The organism is Azonexus sp. MM2026_4 (assembly GCF_055901855.1).
In genome coordinates this window covers 3,491,665-3,508,682 of sequence record NZ_CM148380.1, presented here as the reverse complement: position 1 = coordinate 3,508,682, position 17,018 = coordinate 3,491,665, and the positions used below count along the sequence as shown (strand labels likewise).

Sequence of the window (17,018 nt, the reverse complement as noted above, 5' to 3'; positions counted from 1 at the left end):
TCAGTGACAGGCCAGCCCGGCGAGGATGGCGTCCGCCCCCTGCGCCCGCAGCATCTCGGCGAGCTGGCGACCGAGCGCCTCGTCGGCGGCCGGCGCGCCGCGCACTTCGCCGCTGACCATTTGCTGGCCGTTGACGCTGGCGACAAAACCGCGCAGCCAGAGTTCGCCGTTGTCGATGATCGCGTAGCCGCCCAGCGGCACCTGGCAGGAACCGCCGAGGGCCCGCGACAGCGCGCGTTCGGCCTTGACGCAGTGGGCGGTTTCCGGGTCGTTCAGCGGGGCGACGACGGCGGCCATGGCGGCGTCGTCGGCCAGCAGTTCGATGCCGAGCGCGCCCTGACCGGGCGCCGGCAGCGACTGTTCGGCGCTGAGCACCGTCCGGATCCGGCTTTCCAGGCCGAGGCGGATGAGGCCGGCGGCGGCCAGGATGATGGCGTCGTATTCGCCGGCGTCGAGCTTCTTCAGCCGGGTGTCGAGGTTGCCGCGCAGGCTCTTGATCGTCAGTTGCGGGTAGCGGGCACGCAGGATCGCCTCGCGACGCAGGCTGGAGGTGCCGACGACGGCACCGGCCGGCAGTTCGTCGAGGCCGGCGTACTTGTTCGAGACGAAGGCGTCGCGCGGATTTTCACGCGCCGAGATGGCGGCCAGCACGAAGCCCTCCGGCATCGTCATCGGCACGTCCTTCATCGAATGCACGGCGAGGTGCGCTTCGCCAGCCTGCATCGCCACTTCCAGTTCCTTGATGAAGAGACCCTTGCCGCCGATTTCGGCGAGCGGACGGTCGAGGATCTGGTCGCCGCGCGTGGTCATGCCGAGAATGACAACTTCCGAGGCCGGATTTAAACTCGCCAGACGCCCTTGGACATGGACAGCCTGCCACATGGCGAGGCGGGATTCACGGGAGGCGATGACGATTTTCTGAGGAGCGGACATGAGGCAATCCTGGAATGACGGGGTCAGGCTGATCGGGGCCCTGATTCTAGCATGCCTCCCCCTGGCCTCTCCGGCCGCCGAGGCGCTGCCGGCCGCCGCCGCGCTGGATGCCGAAGCCGCTGCCGCGGCCCGCGCCGGCGGCCCGCTGATCGTCATCTTCAGCCGTGCCGACTGCCGCTTCTGCCAGGCGGTGAAACGCGATTACCTGCAGCCGCTGGCCGCCGACCCGCGTTACGGCAAGCGGGTCGTCATCCGCGAAGTCCGCCAGGACAGCGACGCCGCGCTGCGCGATTTCGCCGGCCGGCCGACGACGCACGCCGCCTTCGCCGCCGCCGAGAAGGTCAAGCTGGTGCCGGTGGTCGCCTTCTACGGACCGGGCGGCCGCCAGTTGCACCCGCCGATCGTCGGCGCCCGGCTGCCGGATTTCTACCAGAGTTACCTCGAGGACGCCGTCGAACAGTCGGCGCTCGCCCTGAAGAAACCATGAACGATATCGTCAAACCGACCACGCAACGCCCGGAACACCCGGATTTCTGGTGCAGCCGCTTCGGCGCCGGTGCCATTCCCTGGGATGCCGGCGGCGTTCCCGCCGACTTCGCCGCCTTCGTCGCCGCCCGGGCGCCGCTCGAAACCCTGGTTCCGGGTTGCGGCAGCGGCTGGGAAGCGGCTTTCCTTGCCGGCGCCGGCTGGCCGGTGACGGCGCTCGACTTCTCGCCGGTGGCGGTGGACAAGGCGCGTGCCGTGCTCGGCACGGCGGCGGTCGATCTGGTCTGCGGCGACTTCTTCGCCTACCAGCCGCCGCGGCCGCTCGAGTTGATCTACGAGCGCGCCTTCCTCTGTGCGCTGCCGCGCAAGCTGTGGGACGACTGGGGCCGCCAGGTCGCCGCGCTGCTGCCGCCGGACGCCCTGCTCGCCGGCTATTTCTTCGTCTGCGACCAGCTCAAGGGACCGCCCTTCGGCATCCGGCACGAACAGCTCGTGGCGCTGCTCGAACCGGCGTTCGAGTGCATCGAGGACAGGGAAGCCGTCGACTCGATCCCGGTCTTCGCCGGCCGCGAACGCTGGCAGGTCTGGCGCCGGCGTTAAGGCGCGCCACCGGACAGGTGGCGCAGCAGCATTTCGGCCAGCCGTTCCGGCACCACCGGCTTGGCCAGGAAATCGTCCATGCCGGCGGCCAGACAGCGTACCCGGTCCTCGGCGAAGGCATTGGCGGTCATCGCGATGATCGGCGTCGTCGCGTAAGCGGGCTGGCGGCGGATCGCCTGCGTCGCCTGCAGGCCGTCCATGCGCGGCATCTGCATGTCCATCAGGATCAGGTCGTAAGCCCCCGTTTCCGCCATGGCCACCGCCTGCTCGCCATCCTCGGCGGCATCGACGCGCAGGCCGAAGTCCTCCAGCTGGAGGACGGCGATCTCGCGGTTGATCGGCTCATCCTCGACCAGCAGCAGGCGCCGCCCGGCGCACTCGCGGCGCAGGCGGTTTTCGGCGTCGGCCAGGGCAGGCACCGGCTGTGGCGCATTGGTGTCGCGCGCCAGGCGCACCGCGAACCAGAAGGTGCTGCCCTGCCCCGGCTGGCTGCTGACGCCGGCGTCGCCGCCCATCAGCCGGGCCAACCGGCGGGTGATCGCCAGCCCCAGCCCGGTGCCGCCGTAATGCCGGGTGGTCGACGCATCGGCCTGCTCGAAGGCGGTGAACAGCCGCGGCAACGCCGCTTCGGGGATGCCGATGCCGCTGTCCTCGACTTCGAAACGCAGCGTCAGTGCCGCTTCGTCCTCGCCTTCGACGACGACACGGACGACGATGCCGCCGCGCTCGGTGAACTTGAGCGCGTTGGTCACGTAGTTGAGCAGCGCCTGCTGCAAGCGGGTCGGATCGCCACGCAACGGGGCCATGATCGGCGCCACCTCGCTGCGCAGCGTCAGGCCCTTGGCCTGGGCGCGCTCATGGATCATCGACAGGACGTTGGCGACGATGGCCGCCGGCTGCACCGGCAGCGACTCGAGGACGAAATGGCCGGCCTCGATCTTCGACAGGTCGAGCACGGCGTTGATGATTTCGAGCAGGTGGCCGCTGGCGATTTCCAGCTTGTCCATCTGCGCCGCCTGCCCGTCGCTCAGCCCGCCCCTGCGCACCAGCCGCGCCATGCCGAGGATGGCGTTCATCGGCGTCCGGATTTCGTGGCTCATGTTGGCCAGGAAGGCGCTCTTGGCGATGCTGGCGCTCTCCGCCGCCTGCTTGGCCTGCGCCAGTTCGCCGGTGCGCAGCTCGACCAGCTCCTCGAGATGCTCGCGGTAGGCCGCCAGTTCGGCCTCGATCCGCCGCCGCTCGGAAATGTCGCGCAGGCTGCACTGGAGCAGCGTCCGCCCGCCGGAATGAATGCGCCCGAGCATGATTTCGGCGGCGAAGGGACGGCCATTGTCGAGCCGGCGGTGGGTCCACTCGAAACGCGGGAAGCTGCCCTGCAGCGCCGCCTCGATCAGCCGCCCGGCCAGTTCGCGCGACGGCTCGCCGCCCGGCTGCAGGGGCGGCGACAGATCGACCGGCGAGCGGCCGCGCAGGGCCTCGCGATCGGCGGCGCCGAACAGGACCAGCGCGCCGGGATTGCAATCGACGATGGCGTGACCGTCGAGGATCAGCACGCTCTCGGCGGTCGACTCGAAAAGGCTGCGGTAACGCTCTTCCGACACCTGCAAGGCCTCGGTCCGCTCGGCGACGCGCCGTTCGAGGTCGGCGTTGGCGTCGCGCAACGCCAGATCGGCGCGCCGCCAGCGGCGGCTGAAACGGAACGCGAGGAGCATGCCGATCAGGCAGGGGACCAGCACCATCAGCGCCACCGACTGGATGACGCGCTGCACCTGCGGTGCGATCGCCGCGCTCAGCGCCCGTTCGCTACGCGCCAGGCTGAGGTGCCAGCCGTGGGCGAGCGGCACGACGAAACGCAGCCAGGGTTCGCCGCCGGCATCGGTGATGCGCTCGAAGCCGTCCTTGCCTGCCAGCGAGCGATCCGGCGCCTGGCCCGCGCTGGCCCCGGCACCGGAATCGGCGACCTTGCCGCCAGCGGCATCGAACAGCGCGGCGTGCTCGAAGGGCGCGATGCGCTCGGCAACCAGCAGGTCGGCGAGACGGCTGAGGTGTAGGACGCCGCCCAGATGCAGCGCGATGCGCCCCGAGGCGTCGCGCACCGGGACGTCGATGGCCACCGCCGGCACCCCGTCGGCGCCGAGGAAACCGCCGGAGACGACGGCCTCGCCGCGATGCGCCGCGTCACGGAAATAACGGCGATCGGCCAGGTTGTACTTGCGCAGCGCGCGCTGCACGCTGAAGGGATGCGAGATGTAGTGGTCGCCTTCCGGCGTCAGTACGAAAAGGACGGAGAAATTGCCCTGGCGGCGCAGGCTTTCGAGAATCTCGCGTTTTTCCGGGTCGGCGCTTTCGGGAATGCCGTTGATGCCGCGATCGATCTGCGCCAGCGCCGGCAGGTCGCGGAAGGCGCGCGTCTGCGCGGCGAGGCGCAGCAGTTGCAGCGGCCGGTCGATCTCGGCGTCGAGCCGCGCCGCCAGCGCGGCGACGAAGGCACGGTTGTCCTCGGCCCAGCGCGCCACCGCCCAGTCGAGCAGCGAAGCGCGCAGGAAGAAGAGGAGCAGGACCAGCGACAGCAGCGTCGGCAGCAGCACCAGGGCAACGATGTGTCGCCGCTCTTCCTTCATCCCGGTCGCGCCTCCTGCCAATGATTGCAATTTTGGCAATTATGCGCGCAAACCCCGTCGAAGCAAGCCGGGAAATCCCGCCCCCGGCAGGTCGCCGCTACGGCCCCGCCGGGTCGCTGACGAAGCCGATCCTGGCCAGGCCGTTGCGCGCCGCGACGGCCATCACCTGCGCCACCTTTTCGTAGGGCACCAGGCGGTCGGCGCGGATATGCAGTTCCGGCGGCGGCGACTGCGCGGCGGCGGCGGCGCAGCGCGCGGACAGTTCTTCGAGCGTCACCGCTTCGCCGTTCCAGAACATCTCGCCGCTCTCGCGCAGGCCGAATTCAATGTGCTCGGGCTTGGTCAGGTTCACCGCGCTCGCCGCCTTCGGCAGGTCGATCTTGACCGCGTGCGTGAGCAGCGGCGCGGTGACGATGAAGATGACGAGCAGCACCAGCATCACGTTGACCAGCGGGACCACGTTCATCTCGGCTTTCGGGCCATCGGCCCGGCCGCGGTAGCGGCGGAAGTCGCCGGCCGCCATCAGCCGCCCCGGGCGCCGCCGGCGGCTTCGTTCTTCACCGTCAGCAGCACGTAGAGGTCATGCGCGAAACCTTCGAGGCGCGCCAGCCACAGCCGGTTGCGCCGGCTGAAGGCGTTGTAGGCGAACACCGCCGGAATCGCCACGGCGAGACCGAGGGCGGTCATGATCAGCGCCTCGCCGACCGGCCCGGCGACCTTGTCGAGCGTCCCCTGGCCGGACAGGCCGATCTGCACCAGCGCGTGGTAGATGCCCCAGACGGTGCCGAAGAGGCCGATGTAGGGCGCCGCCGAGCCGGCCGAGGCGAGCACGGTGAGGCCGTGTTCGGAGAGCGCCGCTTCCTGGTCGATGGTGTTGTTCAGCGTCCGCGTCAGGTATTCGGCGAGACCGCCGGCGGTCGCCAGGTTGTCGTCGCCGGCCGCCGCTTCCTCGGCCGCCTCGATGGCGTTCAACGCCAGGCGGGCGAAGGCGTTGTCGATCTTCTCGTTGCGCAGGCGCTGGCCGAGGCCGCTGCGCGAGCCGCCCTGCCAGAAGCGGGCGAGGAAGGCGCTCGCCTGGCGCTGCGCCAGGTAGTTGGCGAGCCACTTGGTGACGATCAGGTACCAGCTCGCCACCGACAGCAGCAGCAGCAGGCCGAGCACGATGCGCCCGACGCCATCCGCCTGGGCAAGAAAATGGGCAAAGCCCAGGCCTTCGACAACTGCGGGTTCCATCGATCAGTTTCCTTCCAGCACGAAATTAAAGGGTTGCAAGGCCGTCGCCTCGACCGGCTGGCCATTGCGCCGGGCCGGCGTGCAGCGCCAGCCGCGCACGGCGCCGAGCGCCGCTTCGTCGAGCCGCGGGTAGCCGCTGCTGCGCTCGACATTCGCCCGGGCGACGCTGCCGCGCTCGTCGAGCGTCACCCGCAACACCACCTTGCCGGTCTCGCCGAGACGGCGCGACTGCGCCGGGTAGGCCGGCGCCTGCCGCTCCGGACAGACTACCGACAACTCGCCGCCCAGCGCCACCGGGCCCTGCGGCAACGGCAGGGGCGGTGCCGGCGGCGCCACCTCGACCGGCGGGGCCGGCGGCGGCGCTGGCGCCACCGGCTCGGCCGGACTGAGCACCGGCGCCTCGGCGACCAGCTGGCGCGGCGCCGGTTGCGGCAGCGGCCGCGGCTCGGGCGGCTTGGGCGCTGGCTTGGGTGCCGTCTGCTGCGGCGCCGGCGGGGCGATGAAATTGACCATCAGCGTCGTCGCTTCCTCCGGCAGCGGCAGCAGCCGCTGCGCCAGCAGTGCCCACAGCGCCAGGCCGTGCACCGCCAGCACGAGGGCGATGCCCAGCCAGCGGGCGGCCGCTGGCGAGGAGGGAGGAAGGGACGACGGGCGCAAGGTGGGCGGCGGACGGTGGCGAAGCTTCGGGATGATACGCAAGAAGTAGCGCGCTGGCATCCGCCCGCCGGCCGCCAGCCGCCTTTCAGAAGTTGGCGTAGAGACCGGCGGTCACCGTGCGTCCGGGCGCCAGGTAGCCGATGCCGTCGTAGATCTTGTCGCCGGCATTGACGACGCTCAGGCGCGCGCTGAAGGTTTTGCCCAGCGGGTAGCTGGCATTCAGGTCGAGCGTTGTGTAGGCCTTGTAGAACTTGCTGTTGATGTCGTCGGCGTAGCGCTTGCCGACCCGGTTGACGGCGGCGGACAAGGTGGCGCCGCCGGGCCAGCGGTAATCGGCGCGCAACTGTCCCTGGCGGCGCGGCACGCTGGTCAGCGACTTGCCTTCGAGAGCGGGATTGCTGGCGTTCTCCTCGATCCGCGAACGGTTGAAGGTGAAGCTGGCGCTCAGCGCCAGCGCCTCGCTCGGGCGGTAGGCGGCTTCCAGTTCCAGGCCGCGGGTGGTGACGGCGCCGACGTTGATCTTGTCAACATTGGTCGCGTCGCGGCGGACCGAATAGATGAAGTCCTTGGCGTCGTTGTAATAGAGCGTCGCCTTGACGTAACCGCGCCGGCCGAAATAGTAGTCGGCGCCGAGATCGTAGGCCTTGACGGTTTCCGGCTGGAGATCGGGGTTCGCCCAGTAGGTCGTCGTGCCGCGCCGGGTGTTGGCGTAGAGGTTGAACATGTCCGGCAGGTTGAAGGCGCGACCGGCGCTGGCGCGCAGGTTGAAGGCATCGTTGACCTTGAACAGGATCGCCAGCTTGGGCGAGAAATCGCCGGCGGAGCGCTCGCGGTAGCTCGTGCTGGGCTGGCCGACGCCGCTGTCCACCTGGTTGCCGCCGGTGGTCCAGTGGTCGTAGCGGCCGGCGAGGTTGAGCTTCCAGCGCGCCGTCAGCGCCATCTCGTCCTGGATGAAGACGCCGTAGCGGCGCAGGTCGCCGCGCGTGTCGCGCAGGCGGCTGCTGCCCGGATAGGAGAAATGGTTGTCGACGTCGCCGTCGAGGAAATCGAGGCCCAGCGTGACCCGGTGCATGCTGCCCAGCGAGCGGGAATGCTGGGCGTTGAAGCCGACGCTGCGGTCCTCGTAAAGGCCTTTCTCGGAGATCGCCGCGTAGGTCGCCGGGTTCAGCGTGTCCGCCCACTGCTTGCCGAAACGCCCGTAGAGCGCGAGCGAGGTGTTCGAACTTTCCCCATCGCGCACGTAGCGCACGGTCGGCACGTACTGCTCGCGCTGCGACGGCTGGTAGCCGGGCGCACCGGGACGGTAGAAGCCGGTGGCTTCGTCCTTCAGGTAGCTGACGCCGGCCTCGACGAAGGACTGGGCGTCGATTTCGTGCAGCAGCTTGAGCGTGGCGTTGTCCTTGACGGTACCGATCTTGTCGCGGTTGGCGGCCGGAATGGTGGTGTCCGGGCGCCACATGTCGTAGCCGTCGCTGGCGAAATGGCTGGCCGAAACACGGATCGAAGTGGCGCCGAAACGCTGCGAATGCGAGGCCAGCAGGCGCTTGCTGTCGAGGCTGCCGTATTCGACGCCGAGCCGCGTTTTCGTGCCCGGTTCGGGGGCACGCGACAGCACGTTGATGACGCCGCCCATCGCGTTGGCGCCGTAGAGCCCGGAGCTGGCACCGCGCACCACTTCGACGCGCTCGACGTCCTGGGTGCTCAGTTGCGACCAGTTGACCTGGCCATCGTAGAGCACGTTCATCGGAATGCCGTCGAGCAGCACCAGGGTCCGGCTGTTGCCGGGCAGACCACGGGTATAGGTCTGGGCGATGCGGTTCGGCGACGAGGCGTCCATGCGCGCCGCGTAAACGCCCGGCACGCCCTGCAGCACCTGGTCGACGGTGGTGGCGCCGGAAGCTTCGATGCGTTCGCGGTCGATCACCGAAACCGCCGCCGGCACCTCGCGGATCGACTGTTCGGTGCGGGTCGCGGTGACCACGACCTGGGCGAGGTCACGCTCGTCTTCGGCAAAAGCGGTCGCCGCGGCAAGGCAGCCGCAGGCCAGCAGCAGGCGCCGGGCCGGCTCGGTCATCTGGAACATGGTTTTCCCCCTGAGATTCTTCTGCGGCCGGCCCCCTGCCGTCCGCCGTGCAGGGGCGGACTATACGGAGCGCCCCCGGGGCCCGGAATGTGGCAAATTGCCGCATCCCGCCGGGCAGGCCGGCCGCCGCCGGCGACCGGGAATCGCCCACTTCACGTATCATTTCCGGCTTCTCTCCGGACCCCGATCACGATGAACCGCGAAGCGCCCCAAACCGTCTACCTCAAGGACTACACCCCGCCGGCCTGGTGGATCGATACCGTCGACCTCGATTTCGTCATCGAAACCGGCGCCACCACGGTCACCGCCCGCCTCGCGCTGCGCCGCAACCCGGCCGTCGCCGCGCAGCCGCTGGTGCTCGACGGCGAAGAACTGGAAACGCTCAGCGTCAGCGTGGACGGTCAGCCGGCGGTATTCATCGCGACGCCGACCTCGCTGACGCTGGCCGACCTACCCGACGCCTGCACGCTGACCACCGTCGTGCGCATCGACCCCGACAAGAACACCCGCTTCTCCGGCTTCTACCGCTCGCAGGACGGCTACTTCACGCAGTGCGAGGCGCAGGGCTTCCGGCGCATCACCTGGTTCCTCGACCGGCCGGACGTGATGTCGGTCTACACCGTGACCCTGCACGCCGACAAAGAGGCTTTCCCGGTGCTGCTCGCCAACGGCAACCCGGTCGCCGCCGGCGACGAGGCCGACGGCCGCCACTGGGCGAAATGGGCCGACCCGTTCAAGAAACCGGCCTATCTGTTCGCCGTCGTCGCCGGCAAGCTCGACGTGTTGCGCGACAGCTTCCGCACCGCCTCAGGGCGCGAGGTGCAGCTCGCCATCTACGTCGAACCGGGCAAGCTCGACCAGTGCCCGCACGCGATGGTGGCGCTGCAGAAATCGATGCGCTGGGACGAAGAACGCTTCGGCCTCGAATGCGACCTCGACCACTACATGATCGTCGCCGTCAGCGACTTCAACATGGGCGCGATGGAGAACAAGGGCCTCAACATCTTCAACACGAAGTATGTGCTCGCTCGCCCGGACGTCGCCACCGACGTTGATTTCGAGAACATCGACCGGGTCGTCGCGCACGAATACTTCCACAACTGGACCGGCAACCGCGTCACCTGCCGCGACTGGTTCCAGCTCTCGCTGAAGGAGGGCCTGACCGTCTTCCGCGACCAGGAATTCGGCGCCGACCTGCACAACCGGCAGACCGCCCGCATCCGCGAGGTGCGCGGCCTGCGCGCCGCGCAGTTCCCGGAAGACGCCGGGCCGATGGCGCACCCGATCCGCCCGGCCAGCTTCGTCGAGATCAACAACTTCTATACGTCGACCGTCTACGAAAAGGGCGCCGAAGTCATCCGCATGATCCAGACGCTGATCGGCCGCGACGCCTTCCGCGCCGGCATGGACGAATACTTCCGCCGCCACGACGGGCAGGCGGTGACCTGCGAGGACTTCGTCGCGGCGATGGCTGCCGCCAGTGGTTTCGACTTCACCCAGTTCATGCGCTGGTACAACCAGCCGGGCACGCCGAAGGTCGTCGTCGACGGCCATTACGACCCGCTCGAACGCAGCTACACGCTGACCTGCACGCAGAGCAACCCGCGCGCCAGCGACGATGCGCCGGCACTGATCCCGATCCGCGTCGCGCTGTTCACCGAAGCCGGCGAACTGATCGCCGGCAGCGAACGCACCTTGCAACTGACCGCCAACAGCCAGTCCTTCGTCTTCAACGATATCGGCGACGAGCCGGTACCGTCGCTGCTGCGCGACTTCTCGGCGCCGGTCAACCTCGAGTTCGATTACCTGCCGGAACAACTGACGCTGCTGCTGGCCTTCGAGACCGACCCGTTCAACGCCTGGGAAGCCGGGCAGCGCCTGGCGTCCACGCTGATTCTCGGCGGCGCCCGGGAAATCGCCGCCGGCCGTGCGCCGCAATGGCCGGAAAGTTTCGTCGCCGCCTGCCGCCGCTTGCTGCAGACGCAAGGCGAACGCGGCGCCGCCTTCGTCGCCGAAGCGCTCACCCTGCCCGGCGAAACGACGCTCGCCGAACAGTTGGAGATCGTCGATCCGGACGCCCTGCACGCCGCCCGCAACAGCCTGCGCCGCCACCTCGCCGAACAGCTCGAAGGCGAGTTTGCCGGCCTCTACGCCGCGTTGACCGTCAAGGAAGCCTACGCCCCGGACAGCGACCAGGCCGGCCGCCGCGCGCTGCGCAACCTGTGCCTCTCCTACCTGCTCGAACTCGACAGCGACGCCGTCCGCCAGCTGGCCTACGCGCAGTTCCGCGACGCCGACAACATGACCGACCAGTTCGCCGCGCTAGCCGCGCTGGCCAACGTCAACGCCGCCGTCTGCCCGCAACGCGAGCAGGCGCTGGCCGAGTTCTACGCGCGCTGGAAGGACGAAGCGCTGGTCGTCGACAAGTGGCTGCAGGCGCAATCGACCAGTCGCCGTCCGGAAACGCTGGCGACGGTGAAAGCTCTGACGCAGCACCCGGCCTTCGACGCCGGCAACCCGAACAAGATCTACGCGCTGATCCGCGCCTTCGGCGCCAACCTGGTCCGCTTCCATGCCGCCGACGGCAGCGGCTACGCCTTCATGGCCGAACGCATCCTGCTGCTGCACGACAAGAATCCGCAGGTTGCCTCGCGGCTGGCGCGCAGCTTCGACCGCTGGAAGAAATTCGACGCCGGCCGCCAGGCACATGCGCGCGCCGCGCTGGAAAATATCCGCGCCCACCCCGGTCTGGTCCGCGACGTGCTGGAAGTGGTCGAAAGGGCGCTGGGCTGACGACTGGCTGCCGCCGGATGTACCGATCCGGCGGTCAAGCCAGCCGATAGAAATCGCTGAACCAGCGCGCGAAGTTGGCAACGCCCTGGTCGACCGGCGTTGCGGGCCGGTAGTCGAACTGCTCGACCAGATCGTCCACGTTCGCCCAGGTATCCGGCACATCGCCCGGCTGAAGCGGCAGGAAGGCTTTTTTCGCGGTCCGGCCCAGCGCATTTTCCAGCGCGCCGACATAGGCCATCAGGTTGACCGGGCGATTGTTGCCGATGTTGTAGACCCGCCACGGCGCCCGACTCGTCCCCGGATCGGGCTGCTCGCCCGACCAGTCCGGGTTGGGTGGCGCCGGGCGATCGAGGACGCGGATCACGCCTTCGACGATGTCGTCGATGTAGGTGAAATCCCGGCGGTGCTTCCCGTGATTGAAGAGTTTGACGACCTCGCCCTTGACGATGGCCCGGGCAAATTTCTGCAAGGCCATGTCCGGCCGATCCCACGGACCATAGACGGTAAAAAAACGCAGCCCGGTCGTCGGCAGCCCGTAAAGATGGCTATAGGAATGCGCCATCAACTCGTTGGCCTTCTTGGTCGCGGCGTACAGGCTGAGCGGATGGTCGACGTTGTCGTGCACCGAAAACGGTAGCGCGGTATTTGCCCCATACACGCTGGAACTGCTGGCATAGACCAGGTGTTCGACGCCGTTGTGGCGGCAGCCTTCGAGGACATGGGCGAAACCGACGAGGTTGCTGTCGATGTACGCCAGCGGGTTCTCCATCGCGTAGCGCACCCCGGCCTGCGCGGCCAGGTTGACCACGCGCCGGGGCTTATGGGTTCTGAACAGTTCCGCCATGCCGGAACGGTCGGCCAGGTCGATACGCAGGTGGGTGTAGCTGGGATGCCCGGCCTGGCGAGCCAGACGCGCGTCCTTCAGCGCCGGATCGTAGTAGTCGCTGTGATTGTCGATCCCGATGACGGTGTCGCCGCGCGCCAGCAGGCGTAACGAGACGGCCGAACCAATGAAACCGGCGGCGCCGGTGACGAGTACTGTCAATTGATCGCTCCCAAACGAATCACTGAAAAACCTTGACTGCCGCGCCAGGACGCGGTCGGGTGCACGATAGGCGCGCAATTTTTCAGTTTGATGAGCCTCGCCCGGCCGCGTCACAAAGCCTTAACAGCCTTGCCTTAGTCTGCTTCGACTCGATTCACCGGAGCATGCCTTGTCCGCCCAGCCAACCGTCACGGCCTTGGCGTCCGCCACCTTGCTGTCCGCCTCATTTCCCCGGCACGTCGCCGATGGGCAATGCCCGCGGCCTTTCCTGCCCGCCCTCGCAGTGATCCGGCGGCCCGCCCGGAGGACGATGCGCCGCTCGCCGCCGACGCTACCGGCTCGCGGCAACACCCCCCGGGGCCTGCGGACGGCAATCCGTTGATCCTCCGGCTGTCCGTCTCCCTCCTGATCAGCGCCGCCTTGCTGTTCTGGCTGCTCGGCAGCCGCCAGGCAGCGGCGGCCTGGGATGCCGTCCGCCTGCCGGCGCCGGGCGTTCTCGGCCTGCTCGTGCTGCTGCAATGCTTGTCCTATGGCTGTCGGGCGGCGCGCCTGTCGACGCAGTTCGCGACGCGCCTCGCGCTGGGTTGGCGCAGCACGCTGCGCATGACGCTGCTGCACAACCTCGGCATCAACGTCATTCCGTTCCGGGCCGGCGAACTGTTGCTGCCGGCGATGCTGCGCCGCGCCGGCCTGCCCTTGTCCGAGGCGCTGGCCACCCTGCTCTGGTTGCGCATCCAGGATGTCGTCGTGCTCGCCGGACTGGGCGTCGCACTGTGGCCGGGATTGCCGCTCGCGCTGCGCGGCGCCGCGCTGCTCGGGCTCGCCGCCGCCTGGCCGCTGGCCCGCCATCTGGCGCGGACGGCCGATGCGAACCAGCGCAGCGGCTTCCTGTTCCGCCACCTGCAGCGCCTACGGGCGATGTTCGACGGTTCGCGCGCCAGTTGGCTGTGGACCGTCGCCAACTGGCTGAGCAAACTGAGCGGCCTCAGCCTTGCGCTCGCCGCGCTCGCTGGCCTGCCCGTCGCTACCGCCGTGCCCGGCGTCCTCGGCGGCGAACTATCGGCGGTCCTGCCGGTGCAGGGAATCGCCGGCTTCGGCACCTACGAAGCCGGCGTCGCATTGCCGCTAGCCGGCTTTGGCCTGCCCTGGCAACCGCTGCTCGCTGCCGCGCTGTCCTTGCACCTGATCACCATCGCGATCGCCCTCGTCGCCGGCATCCTGGCCTGGATCGCCCTTCCTGCCCCCAACCTTCCGCCCTCCGCCCGCGCATGAATCCGCCCCGCCCCGTCCCCGCCCACAGCCTGTCGCTGGTGGTTCCGCTCTACAACGAGGAAAAGTGCGTCGCCCCGCTGGTCGACCGCATCCATGCCTGCCTCGGCGATTATCCGTGGCGTTGGGAAGTGCTGCTGGTCGACGACGGCAGCAGCGACGACACCGTGGCCGAAATCGGCAAGGCTCGACAGCGCTGGGGCGAGCACGTGCGCTGCGTCGAACTGGCGCGCAACTTCCGCCAGACGGCCGCCATGCAGGCCGGCATCGACCAGGCGGCGGGCGACGTCATCGTCACCCTGGACGGCGATCTGCAGAACGATCCGGTCGACATCCCCGCGCTCGTCGCCAAGCTGCTCTGCGAAGACCTCGACCTGGTCGCCGGCTGGCGGCGCAACCGGCAGGACGGGCTGTGGCTGCGCAAAATTCCGTCACGCATCGCCAACCGGCTGATCGGCCGCGTCACCGGCGTCCGCCTGCACGACTACGGCTGCAGCCTGAAAGCCTTCCGCGCCAGCGTGCTGCGCCGCATCCGCCTGTACGGCGAGATGCACCGCTTCATCCCGGCCTGGCTGAGTACCGTGACCACGCCGCGACGGATCGCCGAGATGGCGGTCGAGCATCACCCGCGACGGCTGGGCGAATCCAAGTACGGCATTTCGCGCACCTTCCGCGTCATCCTCGATCTGCTGGCGGTGTATTTCTTCATGCGCTTCCGCGACCGCCCCGGCCACTTTTTCGGCAACATCGGGCTGGCGCTTTCCGGCCTGGGGTCGCTGGTCCTGCTCTACATGGCGGTACTCAAGCTGCTCGGCGAGAGCATCGGCACGCGACCGCTGCTGATGACCGGCTTCTTCGCCTTGCTGATCGGCATCCAGTGCGTGCTCACCGGCGTCCTCGCGGAGACCCTGTCGCGCATCTATTTCGGCGCCGACGCGGGACGCGCCTACGTCCTGCGCAACGCCCCGGACACTGGCGCCGACCTCCGCTGGCACCAGCCCGCCGCCCCGCAGCGGGCAGCAAGCCACCGCGAGACCAGCGATGCCCTCTGAACGCCTTTTCCGCTGGTCGTCGCTGCTCGCCATCGCCGCGCTGTTCCTGGTCTGGCGGGTGCTGACGATAGGCACGGCGGGCATCACCCTGCATGTTGACGAGGCGCAGTATTGGGGCTGGGCGCAGCAACTGAGCTGGGGCTACTTCTCCAAACCGCCCGGCATTGCAGCCTTGATCGCCGCATCGACCGCGTTGTTCGGCGACGGCGTGCTGGGCAGCAAGGCGCTCGCCATGCTCTGCTACCCGTTGAGCGCGCTGCTCGTCTACGGGCTGGTCCGCGATGCCCGCGACGTGCGCACCGCCTGGTGGTGCGCGCTGGCCGTCCTGACCTTGCCGATCTTCGCCTGGCTGGGCCTCGCCGTCACCACCGACTCGCTGCTCGTCCTGGCCTGGAGCGCGATGCTGCGCCTCTACGTCGATGCCTTGCGCGACGACCGGCTCTGGCGCTGGCTGCTGCTCGGCCTGGTCTGCGGCGCCGGCCTGCTGAGCAAGTACACGATGCTGGCCGGCCTGCTCTCCGCACTGCTCCATCTGCTGCTCTGCGAGCGCCAACGACTGGCCCGGCCCGGCCCCTGGCTGGCCGCCGGCCTCGCCCTGCTGTGCCTGGCGCCGAATCTCTGGTGGAACATCCAGCACGATTTCCCGACCTTGCGTCACACGGCAAAGATCACCGTCGAGCGCGACGGCGGCGGCCCGCTCGCCCTGCTCGAATTCGTCGCCAGCCAATGGGGCTGCTTCGGCCCGCTGCTCGGCGCTGCCTTCATCGCTGCCCTGCCGTCGGCTCGCCAGCGCACGCCGGCCGGCGACTTCGCCCGCCTGCTGCTCTGCTTCGCCCTCCCGTTATGGCTGCTTGCCGTCGCCCAGGCCTACGCCGGCAAGGCCAACGCCAACTGGGCCGCACCGGCCTTCGTGCCGGCAACGATCCTCGCCGTCCTCTGGCTGCGCGACAGCGGCCGTCAACGCTGGCTGACGGCCGCTGTTGTGCTCAACATCGCGATCGGCGCCATCGTCTATCACGGCAGCGCGCTGCTGCGCGCCTTCGGCGCCAACCCGCCGACCCCTTACGCTCAGGTCATCGGCTGGGACCGCCTGGCGCAGCAACTCGAACCCTGGCTCGACGCCTATCCGCAGGCGATACCGGCTGCCGGTAACCGCACGCTGATCGCCCACCTGCAATACGAACTGCGCGATCGGCAACTGTCCGTCGCCCGCTGGAACCCCGACGGCAGCGTGCGCGACCACTACGAGCTGACCCAGTCGCTGGTGCTGCCGCCCGGCGCGCCGCTGCTCTACCTTTCCACCGCCGCCCTGCCTGCTGATATCGCCAGCCGCTTCGCCCGCCACGAACACCTCGTCAGTCTCGCGACCGAGTCGCGTGGTCCGAAAACCACGCGCCAACTGGAGGTTTACCTGCTCGATGATTTCCAGAAGCCTTGAGTACCGCCTGATCCTCGGCACCGGTCTCCTGCTGGCGATCCTGTTCGTCACCCACCCCGAGATCGATCTCGCCGTCAGCCGCCACTTCTATGCCGGCGATGGCATCTGGCGCTACAACAGCAGCGATTTCTGGGCTGCCTTGCCCAATCTGTGGGTGCCGCGCCTCGGCCGCGGCGTACTCGCGCTGCTGATCATCGTGGCGCTGATCGGTCGCTTGCGACCGGACTTCGTGCCGCCCCCGACCCGCGACAACGTCGCCTTCCTGCTCGTTGCCGCATTGCTCGGCCCGGTCGTCGGCGTGGAGGCGATCAAGACACTGGCGGAACGCGCCCGACCTTCGGACATTGCAACTTTTGGCGGCGCGCGGACTTTTTCCCCGGCCTTCCTGCCGGCCGGGCAATGCGAGCGCAACTGCGCCTTCGTCAGCGGTCACGCGGCGACCACCGCCTTTCTGCTCCTGGCTCCCGGCTGGCGACGCAGACGACGACTGCCCTGGTTGCTCGTCGCCATCATCGCGACGGCATGCACCGGCTTGGCGCGCCTGGCAGTCGGTGCCCACTTTCTTTCGGACGTGGTCTTTGCCTGGTATGCCAGCTACGCCGCCCTGTGGCTGAGCGAAACGCTGTACCGACGGTGCCGGCGCCCCGCCTTGCCACCGCCCGCCGCCAGCGACTGAGCGCGCCGGCAGCAAGCGAAGCGCCGCGCGACACACTGAGCAAGCCCGGAGTAGAGCCGGGCGGGAAAAAGCACTAGACTTGCCGCGCCCCCCGTGGTCAAATGCATACGACATGAATCGGCGTCGCTCCCG

General features: G+C 68.8%; 14 protein-coding genes. 7 read left to right on the top strand and 7 right to left on the bottom strand.

Annotated elements, in window-relative coordinates; all coding sequences use genetic code 11:
- A complete protein-coding gene (hemC, locus tag AC0KWY_RS16510; RefSeq protein WP_474026566.1) occupies nucleotides 1-933 on the bottom strand; it encodes a hydroxymethylbilane synthase in 933 nt (310 codons plus the stop codon).
- Here hemC and AC0KWY_RS16505 point away from each other — a divergent pair.
- Together AC0KWY_RS16505 and AC0KWY_RS16500 are read left to right on the top strand one after the other, a co-directional pair.
- Nucleotides 932-1,420 carry a thioredoxin family protein gene (locus tag AC0KWY_RS16505; RefSeq protein ID WP_474026564.1) on the top strand — a complete coding sequence of 163 codons (489 nt, stop codon included), beginning with the start codon at nucleotides 932-934 and terminating at the stop codon, nucleotides 1,418-1,420. The two genes, hemC and AC0KWY_RS16505, sit on opposite strands and share 2 nt — an antisense overlap.
- Nucleotides 1,417-2,019 carry a methyltransferase domain-containing protein gene (locus AC0KWY_RS16500; RefSeq protein WP_474026563.1) on the top strand — a complete coding sequence of 201 codons (603 nt, stop codon included), beginning with the start codon at nucleotides 1,417-1,419 and terminating at the stop codon, nucleotides 2,017-2,019. Before AC0KWY_RS16505 ends, AC0KWY_RS16500 begins: the two co-directional genes overlap by 4 nt.
- On the opposite strand, the gene AC0KWY_RS16495 is transcribed toward AC0KWY_RS16500, so the two are convergent.
- From AC0KWY_RS16495 to AC0KWY_RS16475, 5 genes are all read right to left on the bottom strand, one after another.
- Nucleotides 2,016-4,640: a response regulator gene (locus AC0KWY_RS16495; protein WP_474026562.1), complete on the bottom strand. Its 2,625-nt coding sequence runs from the start codon at nucleotides 4,638-4,640 to the stop codon at nucleotides 2,016-2,018. The genes AC0KWY_RS16500 and AC0KWY_RS16495 overlap by 4 nt on opposite strands.
- Nucleotides 4,641-4,737: 97 nt before the next feature.
- Entirely contained in the window at nucleotides 4,738-5,163 is a 426-nt protein-coding gene (locus tag AC0KWY_RS16490) for an ExbD/TolR family protein (protein ID WP_474026561.1), read from the bottom strand.
- Entirely contained in the window at nucleotides 5,163-5,873 is a 711-nt protein-coding gene (locus AC0KWY_RS16485) for a MotA/TolQ/ExbB proton channel family protein (protein WP_474026560.1), read from the bottom strand. The genes AC0KWY_RS16490 and AC0KWY_RS16485 overlap by 1 nt, the downstream gene beginning before the upstream one ends.
- Nucleotides 5,874-5,876: 3 nt before the next feature.
- Nucleotides 5,877-6,572: an energy transducer TonB gene (locus AC0KWY_RS16480; RefSeq protein WP_474026559.1), complete on the bottom strand. Its 696-nt coding sequence runs from the start codon at nucleotides 6,570-6,572 to the stop codon at nucleotides 5,877-5,879.
- A 43-nt stretch (nucleotides 6,573-6,615) separates the two neighbouring features.
- Nucleotides 6,616-8,613 carry a TonB-dependent receptor gene (locus tag AC0KWY_RS16475; RefSeq protein WP_474026558.1) on the bottom strand — a complete coding sequence of 666 codons (1,998 nt, stop codon included), beginning with the start codon at nucleotides 8,611-8,613 and terminating at the stop codon, nucleotides 6,616-6,618.
- Between the two features lie 192 nt (nucleotides 8,614-8,805).
- Here AC0KWY_RS16475 and pepN point away from each other — a divergent pair, with 192 nt between their 5' ends.
- Nucleotides 8,806-11,406, top strand: a complete 2,601-nt coding sequence (gene pepN / locus AC0KWY_RS16470) for an aminopeptidase N (RefSeq protein ID WP_474026557.1) — start codon at nucleotides 8,806-8,808, stop codon at nucleotides 11,404-11,406.
- Nucleotides 11,407-11,440: 34 nt separating this feature from the next.
- On the opposite strand, the gene AC0KWY_RS16465 is transcribed toward pepN, so the two are convergent.
- Complete coding sequence (locus AC0KWY_RS16465) at nucleotides 11,441-12,451, bottom strand: NAD-dependent epimerase (protein WP_474026556.1); 1,011 nt, start codon at nucleotides 12,449-12,451, stop codon at nucleotides 11,441-11,443.
- A 378-nt stretch (nucleotides 12,452-12,829) separates the two neighbouring features.
- Between AC0KWY_RS16465 and AC0KWY_RS16460 the strand changes: the two genes are divergently transcribed.
- The 4 genes from AC0KWY_RS16460 to AC0KWY_RS16445 are packed head-to-tail and all read left to right on the top strand — an operon-like array spanning nucleotide 12,830 to nucleotide 16,886.
- Nucleotides 12,830-13,723 (top strand): lysylphosphatidylglycerol synthase domain-containing protein, encoded by an 894-nt coding sequence (locus AC0KWY_RS16460; RefSeq protein ID WP_474026555.1) that lies wholly within the window; start codon nucleotides 12,830-12,832, stop codon nucleotides 13,721-13,723.
- The gene (locus AC0KWY_RS16455; RefSeq protein WP_474026554.1) at nucleotides 13,720-14,772 is read left to right on the top strand and encodes a glycosyltransferase family 2 protein; all 1,053 of its coding nucleotides are present in this window, start codon (nucleotides 13,720-13,722) and stop codon (nucleotides 14,770-14,772) included. Before AC0KWY_RS16460 ends, AC0KWY_RS16455 begins: the two co-directional genes overlap by 4 nt.
- A complete protein-coding gene (locus AC0KWY_RS16450) occupies nucleotides 14,762-16,210 on the top strand; it encodes an ArnT family glycosyltransferase (protein ID WP_474026553.1) in 1,449 nt (482 codons plus the stop codon). Before AC0KWY_RS16455 ends, AC0KWY_RS16450 begins: the two co-directional genes overlap by 11 nt.
- Nucleotides 16,191-16,886 (top strand): phosphatase PAP2 family protein, encoded by a 696-nt coding sequence (locus AC0KWY_RS16445; RefSeq protein WP_474026552.1) that lies wholly within the window; start codon nucleotides 16,191-16,193, stop codon nucleotides 16,884-16,886. Before AC0KWY_RS16450 ends, AC0KWY_RS16445 begins: the two co-directional genes overlap by 20 nt.
- The last annotated feature ends 132 nt before the right edge of the window (nucleotides 16,887-17,018 follow it).